The organism is Pseudomonadota bacterium, assembly GCA_016927275.1.
GTDB lineage: Bacteria > UBA10199 > UBA10199 > 2-02-FULL-44-16 > JAAZCA01 > JAFGMW01.
The window spans coordinates 1-13,900 of the sequence record JAFGMW010000004.1; the positions used below are offsets into that span (position 1 = coordinate 1).

9 protein-coding genes are annotated in these 13,900 nt (G+C 66.9%); all 9 read right to left on the reverse strand.

What is annotated here, in order from left to right:
* A partial coding sequence (gene hflX / locus JXA24_00095; GenBank protein ID MBN1282160.1) for a GTPase HflX occupies window positions 1-856 on the reverse strand: 856 nt, incomplete at its 3' end.
* Window positions 857-860: 4 nt separating this feature from the next.
* The gene (gene dnaE / locus JXA24_00100; protein MBN1282161.1) at window positions 861-4,328 is read right to left on the reverse strand and encodes a DNA polymerase III subunit alpha; all 3,468 of its coding nucleotides are present in this window, start codon (window positions 4,326-4,328) and stop codon (window positions 861-863) included.
* A 104-nt stretch (window positions 4,329-4,432) separates the two neighbouring features.
* Window positions 4,433-5,974: a glutamine-hydrolyzing GMP synthase gene (gene guaA, locus JXA24_00105; GenBank protein ID MBN1282162.1), complete on the reverse strand. Its 1,542-nt coding sequence runs from the start codon at window positions 5,972-5,974 to the stop codon at window positions 4,433-4,435.
* 1 nt (window position 5,975) lies between these two features.
* A complete protein-coding gene (gene guaB, locus JXA24_00110; GenBank protein ID MBN1282163.1) occupies window positions 5,976-7,442 on the reverse strand; it encodes an IMP dehydrogenase in 1,467 nt (488 codons plus the stop codon).
* A gap of 54 nt (window positions 7,443-7,496) precedes the next feature.
* A complete protein-coding gene (locus JXA24_00115) occupies window positions 7,497-9,692 on the reverse strand; it encodes an OmpA family protein (protein MBN1282164.1) in 2,196 nt (731 codons plus the stop codon).
* Window positions 9,693-9,771: 79 nt separating this feature from the next.
* Entirely contained in the window at window positions 9,772-10,986 is a 1,215-nt protein-coding gene (locus JXA24_00120) for a PQQ-binding-like beta-propeller repeat protein (protein ID MBN1282165.1), read from the reverse strand.
* Window positions 10,983-11,591, reverse strand: coding sequence for a hypothetical protein (locus JXA24_00125; protein ID MBN1282166.1), 609 nt, complete (start codon window positions 11,589-11,591; stop codon window positions 10,983-10,985). Before JXA24_00125 ends, JXA24_00120 begins: the two co-directional genes overlap by 4 nt.
* A 164-nt stretch (window positions 11,592-11,755) precedes the next feature.
* Window positions 11,756-12,574: a YihY/virulence factor BrkB family protein gene (locus JXA24_00130; GenBank protein MBN1282167.1), complete on the reverse strand. Its 819-nt coding sequence runs from the start codon at window positions 12,572-12,574 to the stop codon at window positions 11,756-11,758.
* A gap of 6 nt (window positions 12,575-12,580) precedes the next feature.
* Window positions 12,581-13,882 (reverse strand): ribosome biogenesis GTPase Der, encoded by a 1,302-nt coding sequence (der, locus tag JXA24_00135; GenBank protein ID MBN1282168.1) that lies wholly within the window; start codon window positions 13,880-13,882, stop codon window positions 12,581-12,583.
* Window positions 13,883-13,900: the final 18 nt, after the last annotated feature.

The window sequence follows — 13,900 nt, forward strand, 5'->3', positions numbered from 1 at the left end:
CCGCCTCCTCGAATGTGGACTTGAACGACTCGATCAGCTCGTGCGGCAGCCTGTCGATGAACCCGACGGTGTCGGCCAGCAGCACCTCGCGGCCCGAGGGGAGCCTCATCCTGCGGACCGTGGGGTCGAGGGTCGCGAAGAGCTTGTCCTCCACGAAGACCCCCGCGTCGGTGAGCGCGTTCATGAGCGTGGACTTGCCCGAGTTGGTGTAGCCCACCAGCGAGACCATGGGCACCGGGACCGACGCGCGCCTGGCCCTGTGCAGGGCGCGGTGGGAGCGGACCCCCTCGAGGCTGCGCGCGAGCATGGTGATGCGCTCCCTCACGCGGCGGCGGTCGTACTCGAGCGCGGTCTCCCCGGGCCCCCTCGTCCCTATGCGGCCGACCTGCTGCGAGAAGACCTTTCCCCGGCCGACGAGCCTGGGCGCCAGGTACTTGAGCTGAGCGAGCTCGACCTGGAGCCTGCCCTCGCGGCTTTGAGCCCTGCGCGCGAATATGTCGAGTATCACCGCGGTGCGGTCCAGGACCATGACCCCGATCCTGTCCTCGAGGTTCCTGTTCTGCACCGGCGTGAGATCCCAGTCCACTGCCACGAGTTCGGCGCCGGTCCCGGCGACCTTCCCGGCGAGCTCCTCCACCTTCCCCCTGCCCAGGAACGTGGCCGGGTGGACCCTCCTCACCTCCTGCGAGGTCGCGCCCGCCACCACGCCGCCGGCGGTGTCGACGAGGCGCGCCAGCTCTTCCAGCGAGCGCTCCATGGCCCTCTTCGACTGCCCTCCCCTGCGGACGCCCACGATGAGAACCCTCTGCGGGTCGGGCCTCCTGGAGAAGCTCCTATGTGCTCGCGCCTTTGACATCGTATCAGGACATGAAGCGGGTGACGCTGTGGCCGAAGAGCCTGTCCACGTCCGCGACGAGCTGCGGCACCGGCGAGAGCTTCAGCTCCTCGGGCAGCGCCAGCACCGTCTCGGTGCGCTCGGGGATGACAAGATGCACGAACGCCGGGCACCCGCCCGGGAAACGGGAGATGACGATCTTGAGCTGCGCAAGGTGGTGCTCGGTCACCTCGGGCTGGGAGAGGAAGAAGTGCACGCTCCTCGTGAGCCTCTGCGGCGCGTCGTCGAGCGGCATTATCTCCTTAGCTACGACCTTCACGTTCTCTCCGTCCGCGTCCGCGGTCCCCACGACCAAGAGCGGCCTGTCCCCCTTCAGCAGCTGGGAGCAGTCGGCGAAGAGGTCGGAGAAGACCACCACCTCGACCGAGCCCTTGAGGTCCTCCACGGTCGCGAAGCACATCCTGTCCCCCCTGCGCGTGGTGATCTCGCGCAGCTTGCTCACCACGCCCCCGAAGCGCACCTCGGTCCCGTCGCCCGCCTCGGAGAGCGTGGCGGTGTCGAAGGTGGCGTACTGACCGAGCATCGCCTCGTACTGCGCCAGCGGGTGGCCGGTGATGTAGAAGCCCAGCGACTCCTTCTCGTAGGCGAGCATCTGGCGCTCCCCCCACTCGGAGACGTCGGGCAAATCAGGCTCCGGCGTCTCCCTCGCGCCGGCTGGCATCATGTCGAAGAGCCTGGCCTGGCCGCTGTGGCGGTCCCGCTGCCTGGAGGCGGCGATCTCCATGGCGGTGTCGAGCGCGGCGAGCATCGCAGCCCTCGGGGCCCCGCTCGAGTCGAACGCCCCGCACTTGATGAGGCTCTCTATCACCCGCCTGTTGGCGCGCCTGGTGTCCACCCTCTCGCAGAAGCCGAAGAGCGAACCGAAGGGGCCGCCCTCGGAGCGGGCCTGCACCACGCTCTCGATCGCCCCGTCGCCCACGTTCTTGACCGCGGCCAGCCCGAAGCGGATCGTCAGATCGCCCACCACGGAGAAGTCGTGTCCGCTCTCGTTCACGTCGGGCGGCAGCACCTTTATCCCGTGCGAGCGGCAATCGTTCATGTAGGCGAGTATCTTGTCGGTCACGTCCTTCTCGGAGGTGAGCAGCGCCGCCATGAACTCGGTGGGGTGGCGGGCCTTGAGGTATGCGGTCTGGTAGGCGACCATCGCGTAGGCCGCGCTGTGGGACTTGTTGAACCCGTAGTCGGCGAACTTCGCCATCAGGTCGAATATCTGCTCCGCCTTGGCCTTCGCGAGCCCGCCGGCCACCGAGCCGGTGACGAAGCGCTCGCGCTGCTTCTGCATCTCCTCGGGCTTCTTCTTTCCCATCGCGCGCCTGAGGAGGTCCGCCTCGCCGAGGCTGTAGCTGGCTAGGAGGTTGGCGATCTTCATCACCTGCTCCTGATAGAGGATCACGCCGTAGGTCTCCCTGAGTATCGGCTCGAGCTGCGGGAGGATGTGCCTGATCGGTGTGCGGCCGTGCTTGCGGTTGATGAAGTCGTCGACCATGCCCGAGCCCAGGGGGCCCGGGCGGAACAGCGCGACCAGGGCCACGACGTCCTCGAAGGCGGTGGGCGCGAGCTTCATCACCAGGTCGGTCATGCCGGAGCTCTCGAGCTGGAACACGCCCTGGGTGTCGCCGGCGGAGAGCTGCGCGAACACCTGCGGGTCGTCGAGCGGCACGGAGTCGATCTCCAGCCTCTCGCCCGTCCGCTCCTCCACGAGCCGCACCGCGTCCTCGATCACCGTGAGCGTCTTGAGGCCGAGGAAGTCGAACTTGATGAGCCCCATCTTCTCGACCGCCTTCATGTCGAACTGGGTCACCACCTCGTCGTTCGACCCCCTGTAGAGGGGCAAAAACTCGGTGAGGGGCTGGTCGGAGATGACCACGCCCGCCGCGTGCGTGGAGGCGTGCCTGGGGAACCCCTCGAGCGCCTTGGCTATGGAGAGCATCCGGGCGACCCGCTGGTCCTTTCGCGCCAGATCGGAGAGCCTGGGCTCGATCTTCAGGGCCTGATCGAGCGTCATGTCCACCGTCGCCGGTATGAGCTTGGCGATGCGGTCCACCTCCGCGTACGGCATGGCCAGCACCCTGCCCACGTCGCGCACCACGGCGCGCGCCTTCATCTTCCCGAAGGTGATGATCTGGCCCACGTTGCCGTACTTCTTCGCCACATACTCTATGACCTCGCCGCGACGGCGCTTGCAGAAGTCTATGTCCACGTCGGGCATGCTTATGCGCTCGGGGTTCAAAAACCGCTCGAAGATCAGCCCGTTCTCGATCGGATCGATGTTCGTGATGCCGAGGCAGTAGGCGGTGAGCGACCCGGCCGCCGATCCCCTCCCCGGTCCCACCGGGAGCCTCACGCTCCTGGCGTAGCCTATGAAGTCGGCCACGATGAGGAAGTAGCCGGCGAACCCCATCTTGGAAATGACCTTTATCTCCTCCTCGAGCCTCGCCTCGTATCCGGCCCTCAGCTCCTCGCGCCCCTCGGCCCTGCGCCTGAACACCGCCTCGAGCCTCTTCTCGAGACCCTCTCGGGCCCTCGCCTCGAGGTAGCCGGCGAGGTCCTGGCCTTCGGGGGGCACGAACCTGGGGAAGTGGTAGGTCTTGAAGTCGAACTCGAGGTTGAGCCTCTCCGCTATTGCAACGGTGTTGGAGACCGCCTCCGGGCATTCGGAGAACAGCTCAGCCATCTGGTCGGGGCTCTTGAGGTAGAACTCCTGGCTGCCCAGGCGCATGCGGTCCGGTTCGTCGAGGTTCTTTCCGGTCTGGATGCACAGCAGCGCGTCGTGCGCCTCCGCGTCCTCGCGCCCGATGTAGTGCACGTCGTTGGTCGCGCACAGCCCTATCCCCGTCTCCCTCGCCAGCTCGATGAGCCCCCGGTTCACCCTCTCCTGGTCGGGGAGGAAGTGGTCCTGGATCTCGAGGAAGAGGCGGTTGTCGATGAAGATCGAGGAGAGCTCCTCGACCGCCCCCTTCGCCTCCTTTATCCTTCCGGCCGCCAATTCCCGGCTGACCCACCCCTTGAGGCACCCTGTGAGGGCGATGAGCCCCTTGCTGTTTTCTCTTAAAATATCCAGATCTATTCGAGGTTTATAATAAAACCCCTCTAAATAACTTGAACTTATCAGGCGGCAGAGGTTGCGGTATCCCTCCCTGTTTTTGCACAGCAGGGTGATGTGGGTGAGCTCACCTTGCCGGCCCGGGTCCCTGGCGAGCCTCGAGCCCCTGGGCATGAGATAGAGCTCAGCCCCGATGCAGGGCTTCACCCCGGCCCTGGACATGGTCTGGTAGAACTCTATGGCGCCGAAGAGGTTGCCGTGGTCGGTGATCGCCAGGGCCGGCATGCGCAGCTCCTTGGCGCGGGCCGCGAGCGCCTCTATGGGCGCGGCCCCGTCGAGGAGGCTGTAGTAGGAGTGCACGTGCAGATGTACGAAGTTGGCGTGATGCATTGAAAATCCGTGACTCGTGACTCGTGACTCGTTACTCGTGACTGGCGTGACAACCAAGATGACCTGTTCATTACAGCCGGTCACTAGTCACCAGTCACTGAAATTTATTCCCACTCAATCGTGGCCGGCGGTTTGGACGAGATGTCGTACACGACGCGGTTTATGCCGCGCACCTCGTTGATGATCCGGTTGGATATGCGGCCGAGCAGCTCGTGCGGGAGCCTCGCCCAGTCGGCGGTCATGCCGTCGGTGGACTCGACCGCCCTGAGCGCCACCACGTTCTCGTAGGTCCGCTCGTCGCCCATGACCCCCACCGACTTGACCGGCAGAAGCACGCAGAACGACTGCCAGAGCGAGCCGTAGCGTCCCGCCCCCTTTATCTCCTGCATGAGTATCTCGTCCGCGTCGCGCAGAAGGGAGATCCTCTCCCGCGTGACCTCGCCCACGATGCGCACCGCGAGCCCCGGCCCCGGGAAAGGCTGGCGCATGACGATCTCCTCGGGCAGGCCGAGCCTGCGCCCCACCTCGCGGACCTCGTCCTTGAAGAGCTCCCTGAACGGCTCGATGAGCTCAAGCCCCATCCTCTCCGGCAGCCCCCCCACGTTGTGGTGGCTCTTTATCACCGCCGACGGCCCCTTGAACGAGACCGACTCAATGACGTCCGGATAGAGGGTCCCCTGGGCGAGGAAACGCACCCCCTCGATCCTGCGCGCCTCCTCCTCGAACACGGACACGAACTCGGCGCCTATCGCCTTGCGCTTCGCCTCCGGCTCCTCGAGGCCGGCGAGCCTCTCGAGGAAGCGCCCCTCCGCGGGCGCGACGTCGAGGTTGATTTTGAACGAGCCTCGGAACAGGCGCTCGACCTTCTCCGCCTCGCCCTTCCGGAGCAGCCCGTTGTCCACGAATATGCAGAAGAGCCGATCCCCTATCGCCCTGTGCAGGAGCGCAGCCGCCACAGAGGAGTCCACCCCGCCGGAGAGGCCGAGGATGACCCTGTCGTTCCCCACCCGCTCGCGGATGTCGCGCACCTGGGATTCGACGAACGACTCCATGGTCCAGGTGGGCTCGCACCCGCAGATGCCGATCACGAAGTTCCTGAGCAGTATCGCCCCCTCGGGCGTGTGCGCGACCTCGGGGTGGAACTGCACCCCGATCAGCCGGTCCGACCCGTCGGCCATCGCTGCGAAGGGGGTGTTGGCGCTCCGCGCGATGGCCCTGAAGCCCGGCGGGAGCTCCTCGACCTTGTCGCCGTGGCTCATCCACACCGGCATGGGCCAGGATCTCACCCCCTCGAGGAACGGGTGCGACTCCTCCGCCTGGATCACCGCATGGCCGTACTCGCGCCTCTGCGAGCCGGCCACCCTGCCGCCGAGCGCCCGGGCCATGGACTGCATGCCGTAGCAGATGCCGAGCACCGGCACGCCGAGGGCCAGCAGCGAGCCGTCGAGCCTCGGGGAGGCGGGATCGGTGACCGACGACGGGGAGCCGGAGAGGACTATGCCCCTGGGCGCGAAGGCGCGCACCTCCTCCGCCGTCCGGGTGCAGGGCCATATCTCGCAGTAGACCCGCTGCTCGCGGATCCGCCGCGCGATCAGCTGCGTGTACTGCGAGCCGAAATCCAGTATGAGGATTCTGTTGGGATCCATTTTATTCCTGCGAGTAGTTGGGGGCTTCCTTGGTGATGATCACGCCGTGCACGTGCGACTCCCGAAGCCCTGCGGGCGTGATGCGCATGAACTTCGTCCTCTCGGAGAGGTCGTCGATGGTCCGGCAGCCGGCGTAGCCCATGCCGGAGCGCAGCCCCCCGATCATCTGGTGGACCACGTCACGGAGCCTCCCGCGGTAGGGGACCCTGCCCTCGATGCCCTCGGGGACGAGCTTGCCCGCGTCGTCGACGTCGCCCTGGAAGTAGCGGTCGCGGCTCCCCCTCTTCATGGCCTCGATGGAGCCCATGCCGCGGTAGACCTTGTAGCTGCGCCCCTGGTAGAGCACCACCTCGCCGGGCGACTCGTCGGTGCCCGCGAACATGGAGCCTATCATCACGCTGCTCGCCCCCGCGGCCAGCGCCTTGACCACGTCGCCCGAGAACTTCACCCCGCCGTCCGCGATGAGGGGCACGCCGGCCTTTCTCGTGTATGCGGCGACGTTCGCGATGGCGGTGACCTGCGGCACCCCGCAGCCCGCCACGACGCGCGTGGTGCAGATCGAGCCCGGGCCCACGCCGACCTTCACCGCTGAGGCCCCGGCCTCGGCCAGCGCCCTGGCAGCGTCGGCGGTGGCGATGTTCCCGCCCACGATCTCGAGTCCGGGGAACTCGGCCCTGAGCCTGCCCACCATGCGGACGACCCCGGCCGAGTGGCCGTGCGCGGTGTCGACGACGACGACGTCGACGCCCGCCTCGACCAGCGCGCGGGCGCGGTCCGCCTCCGCATCGCCCACCCCCACCGCGGCGCCGACCCTGAGCCTGCCGAGCGCGTCCTTGGCCGCGCTCGGGTAGAGCTTGGCCTTCTTCAGATCGCGCGTGGTGATGAGTCCCATGAGCCTGCCGTCGCCGTCGACGATGGGCAGCTTCTCGACGCGGTGCTCGTTGAGCATGTCGCGCGCGTCGGAGAGCGTGATCCCCTGCCGCGCGGTGACGAGCCTCTCAAGCGGTGTCATCATGTCGGCGACCAGCCGCGTGGGCTCCTCCTCGAACCTGAAGTCGCGGCCGGTCACCATGCCGACGAGCTTCCCCTCCTCAGTCACCGGGAATCCGGAGATGTTGTGCTGCCTGGAGAGCTCCTTGAGCTGGCTGAGGGTCCTGTCGGGCGAGACCGTTATCGGCTCCGCCACCATGCCGCTCTCGAACTTCTTGACCCTGCGCACCTCGGCGGCCTGGACCTCGGGCGCCCAGTTCTTGTGGATGATCCCGATGCCCCCCTCCTGAGCCATGGCGATCGCGGTGGCCGATTCGGTCACGGTGTCCATGGCGGCGGACAGGAGCGGTATATTGAGGCGGATCTTCCGGGTGAGCCCTGTGGAGATGTCCGCTTCCCTGGGGAGGAAATCGGAGGCTGCGGGAACGATCAGGATGTCGTCGAAGGTGAGGCCTTCCTGTATGCGGTCGCCCAACATTGGCGGACCCTATACCCGGTTCGGCCGCATTGTCAAGGAGTTCGCGGGCTTTTGCTACGGCGCCCAGCGACGGGAAGGCTCCGCGGGGGCCACGTCTCCGGTCCTGCCCTCGTCCGGCGCAGAGGGAGCGGTGATGACCGGGCCCGAAGGGACGGGCGCGGGGATCTCCCCTGCGGAGGGCAAAGCGGCGGGAGCGGGAGCGGGAGCAGGCGCAGGCACAGGTGCCGGCGGGGCGACGGGCGGGGTGTAAACAGGCTGGTACACCGGCTGGTAGAACGGCTGCGAAGGGACGGGTTGAGGTTGAGGCTGAGGCTGAGGTTGAGGTTGAGCGGGGACCGGCTCGGGCGTCACGCCGGGCGCCTGATAGACAGGGAGCGGCCGGCCAGCAGCCCGCACGACCTCCGGCATGTCGCCGTTGTAGCGCGCGCTCGTGATCGTGAAGACCACCCTGCGGTTGAGCCGTCTGCCCTCCTCGGTCTCGTTCGACGCGGCGGGCCTCTGGGAGCCGTATGCCACGGGGACGAGGTCCACGCCGGGCCGCACCCCGTGCGAGCGCATGTACTCGATCACCGTCCTGCAGCGCGCCATGGACAGCCGCTCGTTCGCCGCCGCGGTGCCGATCGCGTCCGCGTGCCCGCCCACCTTCACCACGGTGATCCACGGAGTGGCGTTGATCGTGCGTATGACCTCCATGATGCCGGGGACCGCGTCCTGCCTGAGGTTCGAGAGGCCGAAGTCGAAGTAGACCGGCGTGAGCGTCTCGATCTCGCCCCCGCGTATGCCGCCGTACCGCCCGCGCTCCAGCCCGGCCAGCTCGTCGACCTGCGACCAGTCGACCGCGCCGTAGGTGTCGAGGAGGTCGTAGTACTTGGGGCACGCCGGGTCGTCCACGCCGGTGCGGAAGGCGTCGGCGGGCGGGCAGAGGCGGGCGAGCTCCCTCGTCTCCTCGAAGTCGTAGTACTTGGGGCAGGCCTGGTCGTGTATCTGCGCGTTGAAGTTCGCCGGGTCGTCGGGGCAGACGAGGCTCATCTCGGCCAGTCCCAACGCCACTATGTTGCGGACCTCCTCGGGCGAGTAGAGCTCCGTGAGGTCGAACACCTTGGGGCAGGCCTGGTCGTGGTAGCGCGAATCGAAGTCCTCGGCTTTGGCGGGGCAGCGCAGCACCAGGGTCGCCAGCTCCTTGAGCTCGTAGTACTTGGGGCACGCGTCGTCGTGCACCCCCTCTTTCCAGTCCTCGGGGTTCGGCGGGCACTCCTTCGCCAGGGCGTAGAGCCGGCCCTTCGAGAACCCGGCGTATGCGGGGGAGCACAGCGGCCCCACCAGCATCTCCCTGCCCTTGTATTTGGGCGTCATGAGCCTGTACTTCGCGCCAACGACCGAGCGGAAGCGCGCGCCCTTCACCCCGCATACGAGGCAGGTGCCGAAGCCGGCGTGCAGGCTCACGCCGGTCTGCTTTATGTTCCAGCGCGCCCCCGCCATGGCCTCCGTGGGGTTGGTGTCCACGTCGCCGAAGAGGTTGGAGAGGTCCCCCTCGGCGTTGATCTCGGCGAAGGCGTCCACGCCGTGGTCGAAGTTGCCCTCCGCGCCCAGCCCCACGAGGAACTTGTGCTGCAGCTCCACGTTCGCGGCCGTGGTCTTGCGGCCCCCCTGGTAGCCGAGGTTCAAGGTCATCCCGAACCTCGGGTGGATCCTGCCGTCGAGCGCGACCACGAGCCCGCCGGTGATCCCCGGCTCGCCCACGAAGTGGGACGAGCGGCCGGTCGGGAAGGTGATGAACGGGACGAACGCGAGCCCGATGTGCTTGCGGCACGCGTCGAGCACCCTGGCCTTGGCCTCGAGCCTCAGGTCGCCCAGGTCCATGAAGTTCTGCCTGGTCGCGCCCGCGGTGTAGGGGTCGAGCAGGGTGTTGACCATTACTATGGGGAGGTCGACGCCGAACTGCAGAAAGTCGAGCGCGCCGATCGCGCCGAGCACGTGGGCCGCGAACATGTTGTCTATGACCTTCTGCGTGGGCTGGGTGCCGATCCTCACGTCCAGCGGGCTGTAGGCGTAATCGAAGTAGAGCCCCGCGTCGAACTGGAGGGTCTTGAGCGTCTCGGTGTCGTAGAGCATGAGGTAGGCGTTGCGGCCGGTCGCTGGCCGGAAGAACATGGAGTTGAAGTGCCGGCTGTCCGCGCGCGAGACCCCGTGCGGGACGAGGACCGCCATGATTGCTGCCGCGACGAGAAAGATCCTGCGGATCGGTGTCATGCCTCCCCCGGACACGATGCAGAGATAAGAAATTATTAGGAATTTACCAAAGATGGTTCGATCTGGCAACCCATTTGGCCTACTTTTTCCCCTTCGGCTGCCTCCGCTCCACCTTGAAGGAGTAGAGCTTGCCGGAGTTCGAAAGCACGTAGAGCATGTCCCCGTCCACGAACGGGTCACCCAGGCTCCCCTTCTTGATGAAGCGCTCGTACGCCACGTCGCCCGTCTCCTCCTCGATCACGAATATCTTGTCGGTGGTCGAGACCACGGCGACGTAGCCGGGGCCGGCGGCCGGAGAGGAGAGCGCCGGCTTCTCCAGGTCCTGCTGCCACCGGATCATCCCGGTGGAGGGGTCGAGCGAGTAGAGGCTGCCGCGGCCGGTGCTGTAGAGGGTCCCCCCGTGCGCATGCACGTCGCTCGCGCCGCCCGCCTCGTTCATCCACTCGACCGCGCCGCTTGCCGGGTCCATCGCGTAGAGCGAGCCGTCCGCAGAGGCGGCGTAGAGCATCCCGCCCCGGAGGAGCGGCGTGCTGTCCACGTCGTAGACCATCTCCCTCAAGTCGCCGAGCCTTCTCACCCACGCGACCGATCCGTCGGAGTCGCGCACCGCCCTCAGGTCGCCGGTCGCGGTCCCCTGGTATATGAGCCCTCCCGCGTGCGCAGGCGCGGCCGCCCTGCGGACCGAGAAGCCGAACTCGCGGTCCATGGGGCCCGTGTGCCAGAATTCGGAGCCGGTCGCCTGGTCGAGCGCGTAGAGCCTGCCGGACATGGTGGAGACATAGACCCTGCCGTCGTGCGCCAGCGGCGCCGCCATGATCTCGGTGTCGAGCTTCGCGCTCCATCGCAGGGAGCCGTCCCCCGCGCCCAGGCAGTAGAACACCCCCTTCGCGTCGCCCACGAAGACGCTGCCCGCGGAGTATGCGGCCTGCGACTGTATCGGCCCCTCGGTCCTGTGCTCCCACAGCTTCTTCGCCCTGGGGAGCTCGAAGGCGTAGAACCTGCCCGCGTCGGCCCCTATGAAGATCTTCCCGTCCGCGACGAGCGGGGTGGAGAACTGGTAGGGCCTCTTGTTCCAGAAGGAGGACTTCTTGAGGCTCGAGATCCTGTCCCTGTTCACCTTCCAGCGCCGGGACGCTTCGCTCCGGCGGCCGTAGCGCCTGAGCGCCTCGTTCCTGCGCATCGACTCCGCGCTCGTGAAGTGCCGCTTCGGGGGCTGGCGGTAGGCGCGCGCGACGGACGGCATCGCGACCGCCGCGACGAGCGCAAGCGCGGCCAGCGCGAGGGCCGGCCTCATATCCTTCCGTTCGCGGCAAGCCATAGCAGGCGCTCCTCGCTCCGGGCCCGGACGAGCCTGTCATCCTCGCCCGCGCCGTCGATTATGATCCTGTAGAGCTCGGCGGCGCCCTGAAAGTCGCCCGCCCTCTCGAGGCATGCGGCCGCCATCAGCTCGCTCGTCTTCGGTATCAGGTTGCCCGGGTCGGCGGCCGCCTTGCGGTAGGCCTCGGCCGCGGCGGCGGGGTCGCCCTCGGCGAGCCTGGTCTCGGCGAGCCTGTGCAGGGCCGCTATTCGCAGCACCGCCTGGCTTCGCGACCCGTCGGCGAGCTTCGCGAACTGCCGCTTTGCCTCGGCGGTCCTCCCCTCGGCGAGGAGCCTGCCGCCAAGCTCCATCATCGCCCTCTTGCCGGCGAAGTAGCGGGAATAGTCGTCCGCCACTCGCTCGAGGCCGGCGAGCCTCGCCTCCGAGGCCGGGGACTTTGCCTCGACCCCGAACATGGCCTCCGCGCCCGATCGCGCGCGGCGCCTGCCGTAAGCGTCGGCGCCGACCATGACGGCGACCACCAGAAGCCCCACGGCGACGAGCTCGACCGCGGAGACCCAGTGCGCCTTTATCCAGAGCATCGCGTGCACGCCCCAGTCCCTGAACTCGTCGTGCGGCCTGTGTTTGCCCCTCGGGAGTCTCTTGTAAGTAGCTATGGTACACCTCCGGATGGAAATTCGTCCCTGCCGAGTAGCAGAGGGCCCCTATTATGTCAAGCTGTAACCAATTGACTTTACAGCTACTTTTATCGGGCCTCCCCCTTTTTGCGATGGAAGATGCGCCTCTCCTGGACCGCGGCGACCAGCTCGGCGGACACGAGCATGAGCATGGACAGATAGTAGATCCAGATCACGAAGAGGACCGCCGCGGCCAGCGACCCGTACACGATGTTGTAGCGCTGCATGGAGAACGACATGTACGCGATGAAGAGCCACTTGGCCGCGCCGAGCCCGACGGAGAAGAACGCGCCGCCGACAAGCGCGTACCTCACGTACACCTTGCGGTTCGGCACGATGACGATCATCATCAGATACGCCAGAAACGCAACGAGGAAGAAATAGCCCCTGCCGCTCATGAGCCCGGAGAGAGGGAAGCCGAACCCGTACCTATCGAGAAGCCCCTCGAGTATGCGCGCCATCGTGGGCAGCGACAGAAGCAGCGTGACCCAGAAGATCAGCGCGATGGCGAGCAGCCTCGAGTGGAAGAAGTTGCGCCTGGTCTGCGTCTTGAAGACGAGGTCGAGGGCGCGCTCGATGGAGCCCACGAGTATCGTGGAGACGAACACCAGTATGAAGATCGACACGACCCCCAGCGAGGCGCGCTGGTCGAGTACCGACTGGAGGTTGGCGACGAAGATCTCGCGCCCCACGGGGAGCACGTCGCCGGCCACCTCCACTATCCGCTGGAACGCCTCGTTCGAGGCGCCGAGGAAGTATCCCGCTATGGACACCATGAACATCGCGATCGGGATCACCGCGAGCAGCGCGCAGAAGGAGATGCTCTCCGCCATCACGAAACAGTTGTCCGCTACGAATGACCTGACGAGCCTCACGATGAATCTCATCCCCCCTCACTTCCTCTTCATCACGATGCGGACCGGGACCCCCTCCGCCCCCATCGCGGACTTGAGCCTGTTTATTATGTAGCGCCTGTAGGAGTACGGGACCGCCGCGGGATAGTTGGAGAACAGCGCGAAGGTGGGCGGCCGGGTCCCCACCTGCGTGCCGTAGTAGATCTTGACCTGCCTGCCCCTGTGGACCGGCATGTGGTGGGCGGCGAGCGCCTCCTCCAGTATCCTGTTGAGCGCCGAGGTCGAGAGCTTCGCCGAGAGCACCCTCTCCACCGCCGCGATCCGGTCGAAGATCGCCAAACAATTCAGTCCGGTCTTCGCCGAGATCGGCAGCATCGGGATTCCGCCCATCTGCCCGAGCCCGCGCCTGAGCCCCTCCGCGTATTCGTCCCAGTCGATCGAGACCTCGTCCCACTTGTTCACGAGCAGCACAGCGCCCTTGCCCTCCTCGACTATGAAGCCGGTGAGGTGGGCGTCCTGGCGGGTGTAGCCCTCCCTGCCGTCGATGAGCTGCAGCACCACGTCCGCCCTGTCCACCGTGCGCAGGCTGCGCATGGCCGTGAACTTCTCGACCCGATCGGAGACTCCCCAGCGGCGCTTGACGCCCGCGGTGTCGATGAGGACGAAGGTGCGGCCCGCGAAGTCGATCTTCACGTCTATCGAGTCGCGCGTGGTGCCCGCCACCTCGTGGACCACCACCCTCGGCTCGCCCGCGAGGCGGTTCACCAGCGTGGACTTGCCCACGTTCGGCCGCCCCACCACCGCGATCCTCGGGTGCCCGGCCGCCTCCTCCGCCTGCGCCTCCGCCGGGGCGAGGCGCAAGAAGAGCGCGTCCAGCAGGTCGTCCACCCCCCTGCCGTGCTCGGAGGAGACCGGGAAGAGATCGCCCGCCCCGAGCTCGTGATACTGCGCGAGCATCGCCTCATGCGAAGCCTCGTCGATCTTGTTGACCGCGAAGAGCACAGGCTTGCGCACAGACCGAAGCTTCCCCACTATCTCGCGATCGTCGGACGTCGGCGGGTGCTGGCCGTCGAAGAGGCAGATCACAGCGTCCGCCTCCTCTATGGCGCGCAGGCTCTGCCTTGATATCTCGTGCTCGAGGTCGGCGGCCGGATCGAGGTCGAGCCCGCCGGTGTCGACCGCGATGTAGGCGCGGCCCGCCCACTCCGCATCCGCGTAGTGGCGGTCGCGGGTGATCCCGGGCTCGTCGGCCACGATCGCCCTGGTGGATCCGACCAGGCGGTTGAAGAACCTCGACTTGCCCACGTTCGGCCGGCCGACTATGGCGACGATAGGTTTCATAGATGCCGTGACTAGTGA